General features: G+C 61.2%; 18 protein-coding genes. 10 read left to right on the top strand and 8 right to left on the bottom strand.

The window, feature by feature from the left end:
• Entirely contained in the window at positions 1-1236 is a 1236-nt protein-coding gene (locus NK667_RS14315; RefSeq protein ID WP_054054416.1) for a 3-methyl-2-oxobutanoate dehydrogenase (2-methylpropanoyl-transferring) subunit alpha, read from the bottom strand.
• Between the two features lie 186 nt (positions 1237-1422).
• On the opposite strand from NK667_RS14315, the gene bkdR reads away from it, so the two are divergent.
• The gene (gene bkdR / locus NK667_RS14310) at positions 1423-1911 is read left to right on the top strand and encodes a Bkd operon transcriptional regulator BkdR (RefSeq protein WP_054054414.1); all 489 of its coding nucleotides are present in this window, start codon (positions 1423-1425) and stop codon (positions 1909-1911) included.
• A 161-nt stretch (positions 1912-2072) separates the two neighbouring features.
• On the opposite strand, the gene NK667_RS14305 is transcribed toward bkdR, so the two are convergent.
• On the bottom strand, positions 2073-2936 hold the full coding sequence (locus NK667_RS14305; protein ID WP_054615172.1) for an MBL fold metallo-hydrolase: 864 nt from the start codon (positions 2934-2936) through the stop codon (positions 2073-2075).
• A gap of 104 nt (positions 2937-3040) precedes the next feature.
• Here NK667_RS14305 and NK667_RS14300 point away from each other — a divergent pair, with 104 nt between their 5' ends.
• From NK667_RS14300 to nahK, 6 genes are all read left to right on the top strand, one after another.
• The gene (locus NK667_RS14300; protein ID WP_054054409.1) at positions 3041-3376 is read left to right on the top strand and encodes an ArsR/SmtB family transcription factor; all 336 of its coding nucleotides are present in this window, start codon (positions 3041-3043) and stop codon (positions 3374-3376) included.
• 310 nt (positions 3377-3686) lie between these two features.
• Positions 3687-4931, top strand: a complete 1245-nt coding sequence (locus NK667_RS14295; protein ID WP_054615171.1) for an NAD(P)/FAD-dependent oxidoreductase — start codon at positions 3687-3689, stop codon at positions 4929-4931.
• Between the two features lie 9 nt (positions 4932-4940).
• Positions 4941-5747 carry a sulfite exporter TauE/SafE family protein gene (locus tag NK667_RS14290; protein WP_054615170.1) on the top strand — a complete coding sequence of 269 codons (807 nt, stop codon included), beginning with the start codon at positions 4941-4943 and terminating at the stop codon, positions 5745-5747.
• Between the two features lie 209 nt (positions 5748-5956).
• Complete coding sequence (locus NK667_RS14285) at positions 5957-7141, top strand: porin (RefSeq protein ID WP_054615169.1); 1185 nt, start codon at positions 5957-5959, stop codon at positions 7139-7141.
• A 258-nt stretch (positions 7142-7399) separates the two neighbouring features.
• A complete protein-coding gene (nosP, locus tag NK667_RS14280) occupies positions 7400-8563 on the top strand; it encodes a nitric oxide-sensing protein NosP (protein WP_054615168.1) in 1164 nt (387 codons plus the stop codon).
• Positions 8532-11129, top strand: coding sequence for a hybrid sensor histidine kinase/response regulator NahK/ErcS' (nahK, locus tag NK667_RS14275; RefSeq protein ID WP_054615167.1), 2598 nt, complete (start codon positions 8532-8534; stop codon positions 11127-11129). Before nosP ends, nahK begins: the two co-directional genes overlap by 32 nt.
• Positions 11130-11503: 374 nt before the next feature.
• On the opposite strand, the gene NK667_RS14270 is transcribed toward nahK, so the two are convergent.
• From NK667_RS14270 to NK667_RS14245, 6 genes are all read right to left on the bottom strand, one after another.
• Positions 11504-12169, bottom strand: coding sequence for a response regulator transcription factor (locus NK667_RS14270; RefSeq protein ID WP_054047333.1), 666 nt, complete (start codon positions 12167-12169; stop codon positions 11504-11506).
• Between the two features lie 55 nt (positions 12170-12224).
• Positions 12225-12782: a PQQ-dependent catabolism-associated CXXCW motif protein gene (locus tag NK667_RS14265; protein ID WP_054615166.1), complete on the bottom strand. Its 558-nt coding sequence runs from the start codon at positions 12780-12782 to the stop codon at positions 12225-12227.
• A 223-nt stretch (positions 12783-13005) separates the two neighbouring features.
• Complete coding sequence (locus NK667_RS14260) at positions 13006-13797, bottom strand: ABC transporter permease (RefSeq protein ID WP_054615165.1); 792 nt, start codon at positions 13795-13797, stop codon at positions 13006-13008.
• Positions 13794-14525, bottom strand: coding sequence for an ABC transporter ATP-binding protein (locus NK667_RS14255; RefSeq protein ID WP_054615164.1), 732 nt, complete (start codon positions 14523-14525; stop codon positions 13794-13796). Before NK667_RS14255 ends, NK667_RS14260 begins: the two co-directional genes overlap by 4 nt.
• Positions 14522-15481 (bottom strand): YVTN family beta-propeller repeat protein, encoded by a 960-nt coding sequence (locus NK667_RS14250; protein WP_054615163.1) that lies wholly within the window; start codon positions 15479-15481, stop codon positions 14522-14524. The genes NK667_RS14255 and NK667_RS14250 overlap by 4 nt, the downstream gene beginning before the upstream one ends.
• 37 nt (positions 15482-15518) lie before the next feature.
• Entirely contained in the window at positions 15519-16703 is a 1185-nt protein-coding gene (locus NK667_RS14245) for an ABC transporter substrate-binding protein (protein ID WP_054615162.1), read from the bottom strand.
• Positions 16704-16943: 240 nt separating this feature from the next.
• On the opposite strand from NK667_RS14245, the gene pedF reads away from it, so the two are divergent.
• Genes pedF through NK667_RS14230 form a run of 3 tightly spaced genes read left to right on the top strand, consistent with a single transcriptional unit; the run spans position 16944 to position 19045 of the window.
• Positions 16944-17405, top strand: a complete 462-nt coding sequence (pedF, locus tag NK667_RS14240) for a cytochrome c-550 PedF (protein ID WP_054615161.1) — start codon at positions 16944-16946, stop codon at positions 17403-17405.
• Positions 17406-17408: 3 nt separating this feature from the next.
• Positions 17409-18284, top strand: coding sequence for a substrate-binding periplasmic protein (locus NK667_RS14235; protein WP_054615160.1), 876 nt, complete (start codon positions 17409-17411; stop codon positions 18282-18284).
• Positions 18284-19045, top strand: coding sequence for a quinoprotein dehydrogenase-associated SoxYZ-like carrier (locus NK667_RS14230; protein ID WP_054047348.1), 762 nt, complete (start codon positions 18284-18286; stop codon positions 19043-19045). Before NK667_RS14235 ends, NK667_RS14230 begins: the two co-directional genes overlap by 1 nt.
• The last annotated feature ends 5 nt before the right edge of the window (positions 19046-19050 follow it).

Here is a 19050-nt window from a genome sequence, read left to right as displayed (position 1 = left end):
TCAGATCCCCAACTCTTGACGCTGGCGCTTCAAGTGCTCCGGCATCTCTTTGTAGACGTCTTCGAACATGGTCGCGGCGCTTGGCGTCTGGCCACCGGCGAGGGTGCCGTACTGCTCGGCTTCTTTCTGCGCGGCGATCACTTCGGCTTCCAGTTCGGCGCTGACGGCGGTGTGTTCCTCTTCGGACCACTGGCCAATCTTGATCAAGTGCTGCTTGAGGCGCGCAATCGGGTCGCCCAACGGGAAGTGGCTCCAGTCGTCGGCGGGACGGTATTTCGAAGGATCATCAGAGGTGGAGTGCGGGCCGGCGCGGTAGGTGACCCACTCGATCATGGTCGGACCGAGGTTGCGGCGCGCCCGTTCGGCGGCCCAGGCAGAGGCGGCGTATACCGCGACGAAATCGTTGCCATCGACCCGCAGGGAGGCAATCCCGCAGCCAACGCCACGACCGGCAAACGTAGTGGCTTCACCACCGGCAATCGCCTGGAAGGTGGAAATCGCCCACTGGTTGTTGACCACGTTGAGGATCACCGGCGCCCGGTAAACGTGGGCGAAGGTGAGGGCGGTGTGGAAGTCGGATTCAGCGGTAGCGCCGTCGCCGATCCAGGCCGAGGCTATTTTGGTGTCACCCTTGATCGCCGACGCCATGCCCCAGCCCACACCCTGTACGAATTGGGTGGCGAGGTTGCCGGAAATGGTGAAGAAGCCGTGATCGCGTACCGAGTACATGATCGGCAACTGACGTCCCTTGAGCGGATCGCGCTCGTTGGACAGCAGTTGGCAGATCAGGTCCACCAGCGGCACTTCACGGGCCATCAGGATGCTTTGCTGACGGTAGGTGGGGAAGCACATGTCGTCGATGTTCAAAGCCAGGGCCTGGGCGCTGCCGATGGCTTCTTCGCCAAGGCTCTGCATGTAGAACGACATTTTTTTCTGACGCTGGGCGACCACCATGCGGTTGTCGAAAATCCGCGTCTTGAGCATGGCGCGCATGCCTTTACGCAGGATCTCCGATGGCACGCCTTCGGCCCATGGGCCAAGCGCGTTGCCCTGGTCATCGAGCACGCGAATCAGGCCCTTGGCCAGATCAGCGGTGTCGGCCGGTTCAACGTCGATTGGGGGTTTGCGCACCAGGCCTGCGTCGGTCAGATGCAGGTAGGAAAAGTCTGTTTTGCAGCCGGGACGGCCCGAAGGTTCGGGAACGTGCAGGCGCAGCGGTTCGTACGCTTGGTTCATGGCTTCTACGCTCGATCTTGTGAATTTCTTGTAGTGAGCTGACCGTCATTCCATGGGTGATGGAAATCTTGTCCTACAAACATCATAGGCCCGGCGCAGGAGAATATTTATCTGTGTTTCGTTGCGTTGGCGATCATTTGAGGATAAAAAATCTGCATAAACAAAAATAACAGGTGGTTTTGTCTCATGCGCAAACTGGACCGTACCGATATCGGCATTCTCAACAGCCTTCAGGAGAATGCCCGCATCACCAACGCCGACCTCGCCCGTTCGGTGAACCTGTCGCCGACCCCGTGTTTCAACCGGGTCAAGGCGATGGAGGAATTGGGGCTGATTCGCGAGCAAGTGACGCTATTGGACGCCGACCTGCTGGGGCTGCACGTGAATGTGTTCATCCACGTCAGCCTGGAGAAGCAGGTGGAAGAGGCGCTGGCGCATTTCGAAGAGGCGATTTCGGATCGCCCGGAAGTGATGGAGTGCTACTTGATGGCGGGGGATCCGGATTATCTGATCCGGGTGTTGGTGCCGACGATTCAGTCGTTGGAGCGTTTCATGATGGATTTCCTCACCAAAGTCCCCGGCGTCGCCAACATCCGCTCAAGCTTCGCACTCAAACAAGTGCGCTACAAAACCGCACTGCCGTTGCCGGCGAATGGGTTAACCCTCGGCACCTAAACGCATTCCCCTGTAGCAGCTGTCGAGCACCGCGAGGCAGCGTTCGGCGGCGAAGCCGTCGTAATCCATTCAACGCGGTTTACCTGAAAGAGCACTGTTGCGGATTTTGCGACGGCTTCGCCGCCGAACGCTGCCTCGCGGGGCTCGACAGCTGCTACGGGTCAGAGTTTGTTCAGGGGGATTTTCAGGTACGTCACGCCATTGTCCTCAGCCGGCGGCATATTCCCCGCCCGCACATTCACCTGAATCGCTGGCAGCAACAGATTCGGCATGCCCAACCCGGCATCACGCTGGGTTCGCATGGCAACAAACGCCGCTTCATCAATCCCGTCATGCACATGAATGTTGCCCTGGCGCTGCTCGCCCACCGTGGTCTGGCACTGCGGTTCACGCCCCTCGGGCGGATAATCGTGGCAAACGTAAAGCCGCACGCCAGCGGGGAAGGCCAGCAACTTCTGGATCGAGGCGAACATTTGATTGGCATTGCCACCGGGGAAGTCGCAACGCGCGGTTCCGACATCCGGCATGAACAGCGTGTCGCCTACTAGAATCACATCGCCATCGATCAAATACGCCATGTCCGCCGGCGTATGGCCGGGCACGTGCAGGCCAGTTGCCTTGAGGTTGCCGATCATGAACGATTCGTTCGGCGCGAACAGGTGATCGAACTGCGAGCCGTCCACACAGAATTCCGGCTCCAGATTGAACAGGGTCTTGAACACGCCCTGAACCTTACTGATCGACTGACCAATCGCAATCTTCCCGCCCAGTTCCCGGCGCAGATACGGCGCGGCGGACAGGTGATCGGCGTGGGCGTGGGTTTCCAGCAGCCATTGCACTTGCAACTGATGGGCGCGCACGAAAGCGATCACGCGGTCGGCCTGGACCGTGGTGGTGCGCCCGGCGGCCGGGTCGTAATCGAGCACCGGGTCGACGATTGCGCAGTACCCGCCGTCCTGCTCGTAGACGACGTAGCTGTAGGTCGACGAGGCGGGGTCGAGGAAGGCTTCAATCAGCGCGGGCATGGGACACGGACCTGTGAAAAGGGTAGGAAGACAGTAACCGGTTGCAACACTTTATGTTTACACATAATGTCTGCAGCTTAAGTGACGTCGAAGGCATCCTGCAAATGCAATCCAGTCTGACCGAATGTGAAGTCGCCCAACTACGCGCTTCAGCCTCCAAAGCTTGCGCGCTGCTCAAGGCTTTGGCCAACGAAGATCGCTTGCTGATCCTCTGCCAGTTGACCCAGGGCGAACGCAATGTCGGCGAACTGGAAACCATGACCGGCGTGCGCCAGCCCACACTGTCCCAACAGCTGGGCATCCTGCGCGATGAAGGCCTGGTCGCGACTCGCCGCGAAGGCAAATACATTTTCTACGGCTTGGCCAGTCACGAAGTGATCCAAGTAATGAAGACCCTGTCCGGCCTATATTGCGGAGCGGTACTGAAAAGCTTTGCATGACGATGCCCGTTGTAGCAGCTGCCGAAGGCTGCGTTCGGCCGATGTAGCAGCTGTCGAGGCACGAGGCTGCGTTCGGCTGCGAAGCAGTCGTAAAATCAGGCGGCGCGGTGTTTCAGGTAAACCGCGTGCTCAGGTTTTACGACTGCTTCGCAGCCGAACGCAGCCTCGTACCTCGGCAGCTGCTACGAGCGAACGCAGCCTCGTACCTCGGCAGCTGCTACGAGCGAACGCTGCCTCGTACCTCGGCAGCTGCTACACAGAGCGTGCCTGACCTGACTAAATGCGTGCAGCAGTACAAAAGGAACAACCTATGAACGATCAACACTGGGGCCCAACCATCAGTGCAGATATCGTGGTGATAGGCGGCGGCACGGCAGGGATTGGTTTTGTCGCCAGCCTGCTCAAGCGCGACCCGTCGTTAAACATCACCGTTATCGAACCCAACGCCCAACACTTCTATCAACCTGCCTGGACCCTGGTCGGTGGTGGCGCCTATGCGCTGGAAGACACCGTGCGTTCAATGGCCAGCGTGATGCCGCATCAAGCCACGTGGCTGCAAGCCGCCGTCACTGACATCGCCGCCGACAGCAAACACCTGACCCTCGACGACGGCCGCACCGTCGGTTACCAAAACCTCATCGTCTGCCCCGGCCTGCGCCTGGCCTGGGAGAAGATCGAAGGCTTGCAGGAAACCCTCGGCCAGCACGGCGTGACCTCCAACTACAGCTATCAACACGCGGCCTACACCTGGGAACTGGTCAAGGGTTTGCGCGGCGGCAAGGCGATCTTTACCCAGCCTCCGATCCCGATCAAATGCGCCGGGGCGCCGCAAAAGGCGCTGTACCTGTCCTGCGATCACTGGTTGAAAAGCGGCGTGCTGAACAACATCGACGTCGAGTTCAACCTGGCCGGTGCCGCGTTGTTCGGCGTGCCGACCTTCGTGCCGCCGCTGATGAAATACATCGAAAAATACAACGCCCGGCTGGCCTTCACTTCCAACCTGATCAAGGTCGATGGCCCAGCGAAAAGCGCGTGGTTCGAGGTCAAGGATGCTGACGGCACGGTGACGATTGAAGAGAAAACCTTCGACCTGCTGCACGTCGTGCCGCCGCAAGTGTCCCCGGATTTTATCAAGCAAAGCCCCTTGGCCGACGCCGCCGGCTGGTGCGAAGTCAACATGCACACGCTGCAACATGTGCGTTATCCCGAGGTGTTTGGCATAGGCGATATCTGCTCCACCTGCAACGCAAAAACCGCTGCCGCCGTGCGCAAGCAAATCGTGGTGGTCGCGGAAAACCTGCTGGCCCTGCGCAAGCAACAACCATTGCCGCTCAAGTACGACGGCTACGGTTCCTGCCCGCTGACGGTGGAGAAGGGCAAGGTGATCCTCGCCGAATTCGGCTATGCCGGAAAGTTGCTGCCGACCTTTCCCCTCGACCCGACCGTGCCGCGTCGTTCCGCGTGGTGGCTCAAGGCGAGCCTGCTGCCGTGGTTCTACTGGAACGGCATGCTCAAGGGCCGCGAGTGGCTGACCGCTGTGTCCAAGGTCGACTGAGAGAACCCTATGTTGCTGGCAAGTTTTTTTGGTGTGCTGATGGGGCTGGTCCTCGGTTTGACCGGGGCCGGAGGCGGGATTCTGGCGGTGCCGGCGTTGGTGCTCGGGCTCGGCTGGAGCATGACCCAAGCGGCGCCGGTTGCGTTGTTTGCGGTGGGTAGCGCAGCCGCGGTCGGCGCCATCGACGGCTTACGCCATGGCCTGGTGCGCTATCGCGCGGCGTTGCTGATTGCCTTGCTTGGCGCGATTTTTTCGCCGTTGGGCATCTACTTCGCCCATCAGTTGCCGGAAAAAATCCTGATGATTCTGTTCAGCCTGCTGATGGTCATGGTGGCCTGGCGCATGTTGCGCCGGGAGCGTCAGGACGAAGGCCCGAGCGACCACGGCCACGCCAACTGGGGCCAGAAGAATTGCATGCTCGATCAACAGACCGGGCGCTTTTCCTGGACCGCCAAATGTACCGCAACCCTGGCGGCCCTCGGCGCGGTGACCGGCGTGGTCTCGGGGTTGCTCGGCGTCGGCGGCGGTTTCCTGATCGTCCCGGCGTTCAAGCAACTGACCGATGTGCAGATGCGCGGGATCGTCGCCACGTCGTTGATGGTCATCAGTTTGATCTCGGCCATTGGCGTGATCGGGGCGCTCCATGCAGGCGTCAGAATTGATGGTTTGGGCGTGGCGTTTATCGTCGCCAGCATCGTCGGCATGATCATTGGCCGCCAGTTATGCGCCCGGGTTCCGGCCCGTGCGCTGCAAGTCGGCTTCGCCAGCGTCTGCATCGTGGTCGCCGTTTACATGCTGTTTAGAGCGGGCGTCTAGGCAGGACCGGTTCCTCCGGGCGCCAGTCGCGCTCGCAGGCGTACACCCAAAGTTCCGGGCCTTGCCACGGCCCGGTCTTACACCGAATTTGCCGCGCATCCCCGGCCCCTCCAAAGCACTTCAAAACCGCCGCCAAGGCAGCGTATGACGCCGCCGGTCAGCTTTCGATAATCGCCTCCGACAACTTGTCCCCTGTTGCGGAGCGCGTCATGCACAACAATAAGAACTTCACGCATCGAATCCTGCCTGCCGTCATCGCCGGTCTGTCGTCCCTTGGCCTGAGCTCATTCGCCGAAGCCGAGATCATGCTGTACGACAAGGACCAGACCACGTTCTCCACCGACGGCTACATCAACGCCTTCTATGTGAACAGCAAGGTCGACCGCGCCGGCGATCAGTTCGACCGGCGCCAGGCGCGGGTCAAGATGGGTTTCCTGCCCAACTACCTGGGCTTCAACATGGGCAAGCAGATCGATGACCTCAAACTCGGCGCCCGCGCGTCGTTCTGGGTGACCATCAACGACAGCGAAACCAACGGCACCGACACTGCCATCGATGTGCGGCAGTTCTACGGCACCGTGGCCAACCCGGAGTGGGGCGAAGTGCTGATCGGCAAGGACTTCGGCCTGTTTGCCCGTTCCAACATCCTGCTCGATGAACTGCTCGCCGGTTATGGCCAGGTCAGCGACAGCCTGGGGCTGGTGGACGGTGGCGGGGTGTCGTTCGGCAACATCGGCAGCGGTTATCCGTATCCGTTTCCGACTTCGCAAATCACCTACCGCACGCCGGTGATGGACGGCTTGCGCGTAGCGGTGGGGATCATGGACCCGGTGGACACCAACGACAGCAGTCCGTTGGGCAAGGCCTACCAGGAAAACCCGCGCACCGAGAGCGAGATCACCTACCAGTTCGACGTCGCCGGGGCGAAGATTTACAGCTGGGTCAACGGCAGCTACCAGACTTCGGACAACACCGATTCCACCGTCCAGTCCGTCACCTCCAAAGGCCTCGGCTACGGCGTGCAGGCGAAAATGGGCGGGTTGTCGTTGACCGGTTCCGGCTTCCAGGCCAAGGGCATCAACCCGTTCTTCACCAACAACGCCGGCGAAGCCACGCTGCGCAACGTCGACAGCACCGGTTACCTGATGCAGGGCTCCTACAAACTCGGCAAGAACCGCCTGGCGCTGTCCTACGGCAAGACCGATGACGATGGCAACGGCGTGGTGGGCACTGGTGCGGACTATAAAACCCGCGGGATTGCGCTGTTCCATGACGTGAATGACAACCTGAAGCTAGTGGCTGAGTACAACCAGTTCAGTATCGACGGCCACGACACCAGTGCGCAGAACGAAGATACCGATACGTTTGCGGTGGGGGCGGTGTTGACCTGGTAACGATGGAATTTGCATCACACAAAACCCCTGTGGGAGCGAGCTTGCTCGCGAAGGCGTCGTGTCAGTCAGCATTTATGTCAACTGACCCACCGCATTCGCGAGCAAGCCCGCTCCCACAGGGATGTGTGGTGTTTGGGGGAACCTACGCAAACCCTCTCATCCCATCGAAGCCCAAGACCGCTACCCAAGTAGCATACGTCCCGGCCCGCAGGCTTCGTACACTCGCACCTCATACATGCGCACCTGCGGGAGGCGACGATGCAGCAGGTCCAGAGTGAAGGCGTGGTCAGCGCGATGTCCCAGGCCACCGACGCGCAGCAGGCGGCGCAGGAGTTGGCGCGGCAGCTGTTGCATCCGCACCTGGGTTTTGTGCTGTTCTTCTGTTCCGCCGAGTACGACTTGCAGGCGCTGGGCCAGGCCTTGCAGCAGAGCTTCGGCGGGATTCGCCTGGTGGGTTGCACCAGCGCCGGGGAAATCACCCCGCAGGGCTACGGTCGCAATTGCGTGACGGCGGTCGGGTTTGATCATCGGCACTTTTCCATCGCCATCGAACTGATCGACGAAATGGAACGCTTCAGCCTGATCGACGCCCAGCAAATGGTCGAGCGACTGGTGAGCGGCTGCCGCAGCAACACCCTGGCGCCGATCAAGGGCAACAGCTTCGCCCTGACCCTGCTCGATGGCCTGTCCAGCCGTGAAGAAATGGTCCTCGCCGCATTAAGCGCAGCGTTGGGCGACATTCCGCATTTCGGCGGTTCCGCTGGCGATGACAACTACCTGACCCACACCCACGTGTACTTCGGCGGCGAATTCCACAGCGGCGCGGCGGTGGTGGTGCTGGTCAACACCTGGCTCGATTTCGAAGTGTTCACCACCCACCACATCCTGCCCCGCGCGGAGAAACTGGTGGTCACCGGCGCCGACAGCGCCTCGCGGCGGGTCTTCGAACTCAACGCCGAACCCGCCGCCGAGGAGTACGCCCGGCACATCGGCGTGCCGGTTGCCGAGCTCGATCACCGAATCTTCGCCGCGCACCCGCTGGCCGTGCGGATCAACGACCAGTACTACGTGCGCGCGATCCAGCAAGTGCACCCGGACCTGAGCCTGAGTTTCTACTGCGCCGTGGAAAACGGCATCGTCCTCACCGCCATGACCCCCGGCCCGATGCTGCCGAACCTGCAAGCGCTGTTCGAAGGCCTGGAACAACGCCTCGGCGACTTGTTGCTGACCATCGGCTGCGACTGTTTTCTGCGACGTCTGGAACTGGAAGATCGCGGCAGTCTGGAGCCGATCGGGGCGTTTTTGCGTGAGCATCGGGTGATGGGTTTCAACACCTACGGAGAACAGTTCAATGGCATGCACATCAACCAGACCTTCACCGGGGTTGCCATTGCCCGAGGCCGTTCCCCTGGACACCGTTGAGCTCCAGGCGCAAATCGCCAGCCTGCAGCGCGACAACCACAAACTGCAGCGCATCAATGGCGCGCTGATCGAACGCATCGAATCCGGCATCACCCGGGGCAACGACCCGTATGCCGCATTCCAGCATTCGGTGGTGCTGGCCGAACAGGTCCGCGAACGCACCGACGCACTGAACCAGGCCATGGCCGAGCTCAAGGCCGGCAATCACCTGCTCAGCGACGCACGCCTGCGGGCAGAAACGGCCCACCAGCATTTGATCGATGCGATCGAGAGCATTTCCGATGCCTTTGTGCTGTTCGATGAAGACCAGCGCATCGTGCTGTTCAACAGCCGCTTCAAGGCGTTCTGGGGCAACAGCCGGGTGCGGATCATCGCCGGCATGCACCTGGCCGAGGTCAAGCGGCTGATGACAGCGACCGGGTTGTTCACCGAAGAACCGCGTGGGCATGCCGATCAGAATCTGTTGTATCGCCTGCAAAATGGCCGCTGGCTGCAAGTCAGCGAACGGCCGACCCAGGAGGGCGGGCGGGTGATCCTGTTCACCGACATCACCGACGTCAAACTCAGCGAAACCGTGCGCCGCGAGCAAGCGGTGGCGCAGAAATCCCATCTGCTGCAACGGGCTGTAGACAACCTGTCCCAGGGCGTGGCGATGGTCAACGCCGACGGCATCCTGGAACTGTGGAACCGACGTTTTCTTGAACTCAGCGGCCTCGCGCCAGTGGCGGCCCATCGACCGTTCACGGAGGTGATCGCCGACAGCGAACTGAACCTGCTGACCCCGGCCAGTCGCGACAGCAATGGGCGGCCGGTGCAGGAATGCGAACAGCGCCTCTACGATGGCCGGGTCCTGGAAATCCGCACCCATCCGCTTCCCACTGGCGGCTTCGTCAACACCTTTACCGACATCACCGAACGCTACCAGCACGCCGAAGCGCTCAGCGAAAGCGAACGCTGGATTCGCCTGATCACCGACCACGTGCCGGCATTGATCGCCTACCTGAACGCCGATCTGGTCTACGAATTCACCAACAAAGTCTACGAAGAATGGTACTGCTGGCCTCGGGGCGTGATGCTCGGGCAGAGCCTGCGCGAGGTGCACAGCGAGCAGCATTACCAGCGCCTGGAAGCCTACGTCGCCCGGGCATTGGCCGGTGAGAGCGTGACCTTCGAGTTCGCCGAAACCAACATCAATAATCAGGAGCGCTACATGCTGCGCTCCTACGTGCCCAATCGCCTGGCCACCGGGGAAGTGGTGGGGATTTTCGTGTTGATCCGAGACATCACCGAACGCCGCCGCACTGCCGAAGCGCTGCACCAGGCCTATCAGAACCTTGAGTTGCGGGTGCGCGAACGCACCACCGAACTGACCACCCTCAACGACCAGTTGCTGCGCGAGATCGATGAGCGTCGCCGCGCGGAATCGCGCCTGCGCGAAGCCAAACTCGAAGCCGAGCAGGCCAACCTGTCGAAGACCAAGTTTCTCGCCGCCGTCAGCCACGACCTGCTGCAACCGCTCAACGCCGCGCGGCTGTTTACCAGCGCTTTGCTGGAACGCCGGGAGCCGGTGGCCAACGCGATTCTGGTGCGCAACGTCAGCAATTCCTTGGAAGACGTGGAAAACCTGTTGGGCACGTTGGTGGACATTTCCAAACTCGATGCCGGGGTGATCAAGGCTGATATCGCGCCGTTCGCCCTCAGCGAATTGCTGGAAAACCTCGCTGCCGAATACACCCAAGTGGCCCGCAGTGAAGGGCTGGAACTGCATTTCATCCCCTGTTCGGCGCTGGTGCGCAGCGACATTCAGTTGCTGGCGCGAATCCTGCGCAATCTGCTGAGCAACGCGATCCGCTACACCTACAGCGGGCGCGTGGTGCTCGGTTGCCGGCGCCATCATCAGCGCTTGTCGATCGAAGTCTGGGACAGCGGCATGGGCATTGCCGAAGATCGTCTGGAGGAAATTTTCCAGGAGTTCAAGCGTGGCGATGTGCAGCGTCCGGATCAGGATCGCGGCTTGGGCCTGGGCCTGGCGATTGTCGAGAAAATCGCCGGGATCCTCGGGCACAGGATTCACGTGCGCTCGTGGCCGGGCAAGGGCTCGATGTTTTCTGTCGAAGTGCCGCTCAGCGCCACGGCTCCGAAAGCATTGCCGAGCCTGTTGATGAGCGAGCCGATGCTTGAACGCCTGCGCGGTGCCCGAGTGTGGGTGCTGGACAACGACGCGGCGATTTGCGCCGGGATGCGCACGTTGCTGGAAGGTTGGGGCTGTTTGGTGGTCACCGCGCTGTCTGAGCAGGACCTTGCGCGGCAAGTGGACAATTATCACGAAGAGGCCGACTTGCTGATCGCCGACTATCACCTGGACGACGACCAGAACGGTGTCGATGCCGTGGCCCGGATCAACGCGCGGCGCGGGTCAGCCATACCGGCGATGATGATCACCGCCAATTACAGCAACGAGCTGAAGTTGCAGATTCGCGAGTTGGGGCACACCTTGATGCACAAACCGGTGCGGCCGATGAAACTCAAGACGGCGATGAGTCATTTGCTCGGCCTATCCCGCTAACCCAAGTTGCCCCAGAACCTGTGTAGCAGCTGGCGAAGCCTGCGTTCGGCTGCGCAGCAGTCGTGAGTTCAGAAGGTACGGTTCACCAGGACGACCGAGCCCTTCGCCCCAGACCCTGTAGCAGCTGGCGAAGCCTGCGTTCGGCTGCGCAGCAGTCGTAAACCCTGACGGCGCGGTTCATCAGGACGACCGAGCCCTTCGCCCCAGACCTTGTAGCAGCTGGCGAAGCCTGCGTTCGGCTGCGAAGCAGTCGTAAACCCTGACGGCGCGGTCGTCCTGATGAACCCCATTGCCTGATTCACGACTGCTGCGCAGCCGAACGCAGGCTTCGCCAGCTGCTACAGGGAGTGTGTCCTGCGCTCAGGAGTTGTGTTTCAGCGCCGTAAGTAAGACCCGAAATCAATATCCCCGGCACTCAATATTGCCTGCACCCGATTGTGCACATTCAATTTGCGCAAGATCGCCGACACATGCGCCTTGACCGTGGTTTCGGCGATTTCCAGGGTGTAGGCGATCTGTTTGTTCGACTCGCCCTTAGTCATGCGTTCAAGCACCAGCAACTGCTTGCGGGTCAGAGCCTGGAGCAGTTCCGGCGGGAAGCTCGGGTTGTCGTTCATGCGCCGATGGGTGCCGGGTTTTTGCGTGCGGATGATGTCCGGCGGCAGGTACACATTGCCGTTGAGGATCTGCTGGATCGCCTCGGTCATTTGCAGGCGTGGCGAGGATTTAGTGATGAAACCCACCGCGCCATAGGTGATGGCTTGCAGCACGATCTGTTTGTCCTGCTCGGCCGAGACGATCACCACCGGAATGGTCGGCGCCTCGTTGCGCAGGTTGATCAGACCGTTGAGGCCGTGCATGCCGGGCATGTTCAGGTCCAGCAGGATCAAGTCCAGGTCGTCGTGTTCCTGGGTCAGCAGCAGGGCGCTGTCCAGGTCGGCGGTTTCCATCACGTCGCTGCCGGGGAACCCGTCGCTGATGACGTTATGAATGGCCTCGCGAAACAGCGGGTGATCGTCGGCAATCAGAATTTTGTACATAGCCTTTCACCTCATTATTGTGTTTTTGGGTGGGGCAACAACACGCAGTGTTCAGTCAGGGAAAGGGCTCGGGCTGGGCCGGCGCAACAGGCAGGTTCGCCGCTTGCCAGGCATCCAGGCCATCGCGATACCAATACACTGACTTATAGCCCATGGCGGTGGCGCGTTTTACCGCGTTCCAGCTCAACCAGCAATCGGAGCGGCAGTAGAAGACCAGCGGTTGCTGGTGGTCGCCGTCGGTGAATGTGTCCAGATTACGCGCAAAGTAAGCCTGCCAGTCAGGCGTCAGATCACCGTCACCGGTATTGGCCAGCCAATGGCTGCCGGGCAGGTTCGCGTGGGGCTGGTCTTCGATGAACCGTCCTTGCAGCCACTGGCGGCGATAGACGTCGATCAGCACCGGGCGCGGTGTCTGGTTGAGCAGGGTTTGCAGGGCGGGGGTGTCGAGGATGGTCGCGCCTTGCAACTGATTCGGCGTCGGGCTGCGGTACAGGCTGATACGGTAGCCGTCAGCGGAGAACAGCGGGGTTTCGGCCTGCGCGGTACTCAGCAACAGGCTGAGCGACAGGGCAGCAAGGCAAGGGCGTAGCAGACGACGTCGGGCACGCGGCATGGGGTTCAATCCTTATAGTTATGAACCCATTACATGCCAGTCGCGGTGCGAAGGGAATGCGACGATAGACAGGTAAAGCAGTACTAAAGTAGTAATTTTGTGCCTGTGCTCAACACAATCTCCCTGTAGGAGCTGTCGAGTGCAACGAGGCTGCGATCTTTGCTTTTAAAGATCAAAAGATCGCAGCCTCGTTGCACTCGACAGCTCCTACGGGGGATGTGTGTCAGGTGGCTTTGCGCAGGGCGGCGTGTTGCGGGTTGAAGGTGAGTACGGCGAGCAGCACGAACACCAGCGCCAACCCCAGGCACACCGCGAGTGCCAGCGGGTTAAAGCGTTCATACAAGGCAAACCGAACCAATTCCACCGCATGGGTAAACGGATTCAACGCACACAGCCAATATAACCACTCACTCGACTCGCGCATTTTCCACAGCGGATACAGCGCCGACGACAGGAAAAACAGCGGGAAGATCACGAAATTCATCACCCCGGCAAAGTTCTCCAACTGGCGGATCGCATTCGACAGCAACAACCCCAGTGCACTCAGCATCAACGCCACCAGCAGCAACGCCGGCAAGGCGATCAGCAAGCCCATGGCCGGTGGTTGCACGCCGTAGACCCAGGCAATCGCGAGGAAGGCATACACCTGCAACAGCGAAATCAGTGAGGTCGCGAGCAATTTGCTGCACAGCAGGAAAATCCGCGGCAGGGGGCTGGTGAGCAGCACGCGCATGCTGCCCATCTCCCGGTCGTAGACCATCGACAACGAGCCCTGCATGCCGTTGAACAGCAGGATCATGCAAGCCAGCCCCGGAATGATGTACACCTCGTACGGAATGTAGGTGTCGTATGGCTCGATGATCGCAATGCCCAGCGCCGCGCGAAACCCGGCGGCGAACACCAACAGCCACAACAATGGCCGCACCAAAGCACTGAGGAACCGCGTGCGCTGCAACACAAAACGCAGCCATTCGCGCAGCACAATGCCGCTGAAACACTGCCAATAAGCGTTCATCGGGCGGCTCCTGCGGTGGTCAGTCGAGCAAAGGCAGAACCGAGGTCACCGCCGTGTTCCAGGCTCAGCGCGTCGGCTTGGCCGCTGGCGACGAGTCGGCCTTGATGCAGGATCAACAAGTCGTCGCTGGCCTGCACCTCATCCAGCAAATGCGTGGTCCAGAGCACACTGATGCCTTGCTCGCGGCACAGGCTGCGGATGTGTTGATTGAGTGCCAAACGACTGGCCGGGTCGAGGCCGACACTGGCTTCGTCCAGCAGCAACAAACGCGGTTCATGCAGTAACGCCCGGGCGATTTCCACCCGGCGACGGTGGCCGCCATTCAGTTCACGCACTTTTTCACGACGGCGTTCAGTCAGTGCCTGGCGCGCCAGTTCGGCGTCGACACGCAGGCCGGTCTGGCGCCGGGACATGCCGTGCAGCGCGGCGTGATAACGCAGGTTTTGTTCGACGCTGAGGTCCAGGTCCAGCGTGCTTTGCTGAAACACCACGCCCAATTGCTTGAGTGCCGGGCGCGGGGTATCGCGCAACGAACAGCCGCCGACCCGAATATCGCCGCGCTGCAAATCATAAAGCCGCGTCAGCAGAGCAATCAGCGTCGATTTCCCCGCACCGTTCGGCCCCAGCAATGCCGCAAAGCGCCCCGGCACCAGGCTGAAACTCACCTGGCGCAGCGCTTCTTTTGCGCCATAAGCGAAACTCAGCTCGCTGACTTCCAGAGCGTTCATGGGGTCACCACCACGCCCCATGGATAGCGCCCGACCTTGATCGACTTGCTGACCTTGAGACTGTCGACATCAATCACCGACACATCGCCGCTCACGCCGTTGGTGGCGAGCAATTGCTTCTGGTCCGGGGTGAACGACATCTGCCACACGCGCCGGCCGACCAGCAGGTAATCCAGCACTTCGAAAGTCTTGGCATCCACCACCGCCACATGGTTGGCCGGGCCGAGGGCGACGAAGCCGTACTTGCCGTCGGCGCTCAGCTTGATCCCCACGGGCTGCACTTTGTCCGGGTGCACGCCCTTGATCTGGAAGTTCACGGTCTTGAGGACCTTGCGCGTCGCCACGTCGAGAATCGTCACCGTGCCGCCGATTTCCGCCGAGGCCCACAGCTGTGAACCGTCCGGTGAAAACTCGACGAAGCGCGGGCGCTGATCCACTAGCGTGCTGTCGGCCAGGGTCTGGGTGCTGGTGTCGATCCAGTGCAGCATGTTGGTGGTTTCGCTGGTGTTCACCGCCCATTTGCCGTCGGGGCTGACGGCCATGCCTTCCGGCTCGACGCCGACGTTGATCTGGCTCAGCACCTTGGAGGTTTCGGTATCGATCACGGTCACCAGCGCATCGTCTTCGTTGGAAACGTAAAGCCAACGGTTGTTGGGATGCAGGGCGAATTGCTCGGGGTCTTTGCCCGATGGCAACTCCTTGATGATCTTGCGAGTGGCCACATCCATCACCTGGACCCGGTCCGAGTCACTGGCGCAGATGTACAGCAACTTGCTGTCGTGGGACAGCAACAGACCGCGCGGGCGCTGGCCGACGGGCAGGGTGTCGGTGACTTGCAGGGTCTGCATGTCGATCAGGCTCAGGCTGTTGTCCTTTTCGTTGGAGACCCAGGCAGTGCTGGCCACGGCGTGCCCGGCGGCAAGCAGCAGGGCGCATGAGAGCAGGGTACGGCGCATGGCGGATTCCTTTTTATTGTCGTTGTGATGGAAAAAATCAGGGAAAACGGCAGGTCACTTCTGGCTTGTCATAGCCGAGGCTGTCCATTTCGTTGAACGGGTGCAGGAAACCGTCCTGGGGCGAGGTGCTGACCAGCGCTCGTGGTTGCACGATGGGAATCGGTTGGCGCAACTGGCCGTTCCACGGCCGATAACTGAGCTTGCGACCCTTGAAACCGTCCAGCGGCAATTGATCGCTGATCTCCAGCGCGCGGATCGCCATCGGATCGACCTGGCGCAGTTTGCTCACGGCACTGGCGATGCTGCGCACGGCCATCCACGCGGCGAAATCCCGGTCATTCATCCAGCGTCCGGCCATGGCCTCGAAGCGTTTTTGCAGTTGCGCGGCGCCGTAGGTTTCCACGGTTTTGTGCCAGCCCACCGGGGTCAAACCCTGAGTGCCGGCCACCGGACGCGGATACCAGGTCTGGTAAGGCACGTATTCGCCGAAGTCGCCGCGCTCGTCCGCCACCAGCACCACGTCGTACTCGGCGGTCTGGGTGAACAGCGGCATGTCCGCCTGGGCGCTGCGGCGTTGATCGTTGTCGAAGCTCCAGGCTTTTTCCGCCACCAGTTTCAGACCGAAGCGCTTGGCGGCACGGCGCAGGGCGGCGGCATAGGCTTGATCATTCGGGGTCGGGCCGACGATCAGCAGCGCCCGCTGCCATTTGCGCACCACCAGAAATTGCGCCAGCGCATCGGCGAGCATCGCCCGGCTCGGCAAGGTGTGCAGCACGTTCGGCAAGCAGTCGGTGGTGCGCAGACTGTCATCCGGGCTGCCGGCGTTGAACAGCAAACTGTCGGTCAGCACCGCGCTGAGCCGGCGCAGGGTTTCCACTGGCGCATTCACCACAAACAGGCGCAGGCCTTGGTCGTGCTGGGCTTTCGCGGCTTCGATCAGCGCATCCGGGCTCTCTGCGCTGGCGCTGACCAGGCTGTAGCTGTGGTTGAGAAAACGTCCGGTGCTGTTGCTGTCGGTGATCGCCAGTTCAGCGCCACGCAGGCCGGCATCGGCGGGTTCGGGAATCACATTCGACAGCAGCGGCCCCGGATCGGGGAGATAGCCCAGGTAGCCAATTTGCACCTGCAACGGCGCGTCGGCGGCCTGACTCTGGGTCGCCAGGCCGGCGGCGCAGGCAATCGCCAGCAGGTAGATCAAGGCGTAAGGGGCGAGCTGGCGCATAGGGCACTCCATGACGGGTAGCGCCAGCATAGGAAGCCCGAGGGGCCGAGGAAATATGCAGAAAGTACCGGAGAGCCAGTACCAAGGTCGTAATTCGCGGCGACGGTGCGCCACAAGCCCTACTACCAAGGTACTGGGCGGCGGCCACCAAAGCAGCATGGGGTTGCGGCGAAGTGCTTCCTAAGATGGGTGCCATAGCCTCTTCACAGAGGTTTTGCGTGCAATCCTGAGGGCATAACAATGACAACAAAACGCAACGCCTTGCTGGTTGCCGGGCTGCTGGCCGGTTTTATCAGCGCAGGTTCGGTCTGGGCCCATGGCAACGTGGTGCCGCAAGCGGTGGAAACCCCGGGCCTGACCCCGATCAAGGACGCCGGCGTGCCGGTGGATGGCGATGGCTGGGCGTCAGTCAACCCGTATCGCACCTCGCCGCAACACGATAAAGCGGTGGAAATCGGCTCGTCGGCTTACAACCAGAACTGCGCGGCCTGCCATGGCCTGGAAGCCAAGTCCGGCGGCATCGCTCCCGACTTGCGCCTGCTCGATGTCGGCGATGCCGGTGATGAATGGTTCGTCGAACGGGTGCGTCACGGCGCGGTGCGCGACGGCCGGGTCTACATGCCGAAAATGGCCGATTACCTGAGTCAGGAAGCCCTGTGGGCGGTGCGTACTTACCTGGATAGCGTGCACGTCGAGGAGTAATCCATGCGCCTGCTCGCTGTGTTGATCAGTGCTGTGTTGCTGTGCTGCCAGGTGGCGCAGGCGCAGGTCCGTACCTATGACCAAATGATCGCTGCCGGGGAACTGAAAGTCGCGGTCTACAAGGATTTCGCCCCCTACAGTTTCGAGGATGTCGGACAGCCGCGCGGAGTGGATGTGGACCTCGCACAAGCCTTGGCCACGGCGCTGGGCGTGAAGCTCAAACTGATCTGGGCGCCGGCCGGGGAGAAGCTCGACGACGACCTGCGCGATTACATCTGGCGCAGCAGCCAATTGCACAATCAGCAACTGGCCGACCTGATGATGCGCGTGCCCTACGACCGCGATTACTCACAAAAGCGCAACGAGCTCGGTGAGCTGGAAAACGATCATGTGGTGATGTTCGGCCCATACCAGAACGAACAATGGCAAGTCGCGTTTGACCGGCGTCGCCTGGAGTCGGTGGGCAGCGTCGCGGTGTTCGAGCAGCACCCGATTGGCGTCGAAGTCGACAGCGTGCCGTCGTTCTACCTGACCTCGGTGTTCAACGGCATGCTCGCCGCCAAGACCCACCACTATCCCGGCGTGCCCCAGGCCTTTGCGGCGATGAAGGCCGGTGAAGTCGATGCGGTGATGGCGATGCGCGGCGAGGTCGATTGGCAAGTGCATGAAGCCCACGACCCGCAAGTGGCGCTGGCGGAAAACGCCTACCCGAACATGGGCAAGCAACGCTGGGAAATCGGCATGGCGGTGCATGAAAGCAACCGGCAATTGTCGTATGCCGTGGAGGAGGCGCTGGAAGCGTTGATCCGCGAAGGCAAAGTGCAAGCGATTTACGCCGGTTACGGCCTGCAGTACGAAGTGCCGGAGATGTATCAATAGTGAACTGGCGAGCGAGTTGCCTGTTGGCCTGCTGGTTGCCGATGGCCGCCCACGCAGCAGACACTGATCCGGGCAAGGACCCGGTGCCGTCGGTGATGTGGGCGTTCTATCACAAGCAAATGCTCGGTGACGCCCCGTTCGTGTTCGATCAGCGGGTCAAGCTGCTGGCGCCGCCATTCGCTGAGGACGCACGCCAGGTACCGCTGGAAATCGACGCTCGGGCGTTCAAGGGTGAGGTGGTGAAAATCCTCGCCTGGGCCGAACTCAATCCGCTGCCGAAAATCGTCGATTTCCAACCGCTGGAGCGGGTGTTGCCGTGGCTGTCGATCCGCATCCGCATCGAGCAAGCCACGCCATTGCGCGCAGCGGTGCTGACCCGCGATGGGATTTGGCACGTCGGCTCGACCCTGATCGATGCGGCGGGCGGCGGTTGCACGGCGCCGAGCGTGGTGCGCACTCAGCCGGGTTGGGAAGAACACATCGGCGAAGTGCTCGGCGGGCGTTATCCCCGTGGCGAATACAGTCGCGTGCGCTTGCAGGTGGCGCACCCGATGGACAACGGCATGGTCAGCGGCATCCCGGAATTCTTTATCAATCACGCCGAACTGCGGGATCAGAACGATCAACTGCTGGCGCGTCTGGAACTGTTTCCCGCCGTCAGCGAAAACCCCAATCTGACCTTCGACATCGAAGGGGCAGGGCAGACGCGCCTGTTGTTGCGCGACAACAGCGGCAATCAATTCGATGCGGCGATACCCTGACCAAA

The sequence above is a fragment of the Pseudomonas nunensis genome (assembly GCF_024296925.1).
In the GTDB taxonomy this organism is placed as follows: domain Bacteria; phylum Pseudomonadota; class Gammaproteobacteria; order Pseudomonadales; family Pseudomonadaceae; genus Aquipseudomonas; species Aquipseudomonas nunensis.
Note: the sequence above shows the minus strand (reverse complement) of the source record. Positions and strands in the feature narration are given on the sequence as shown.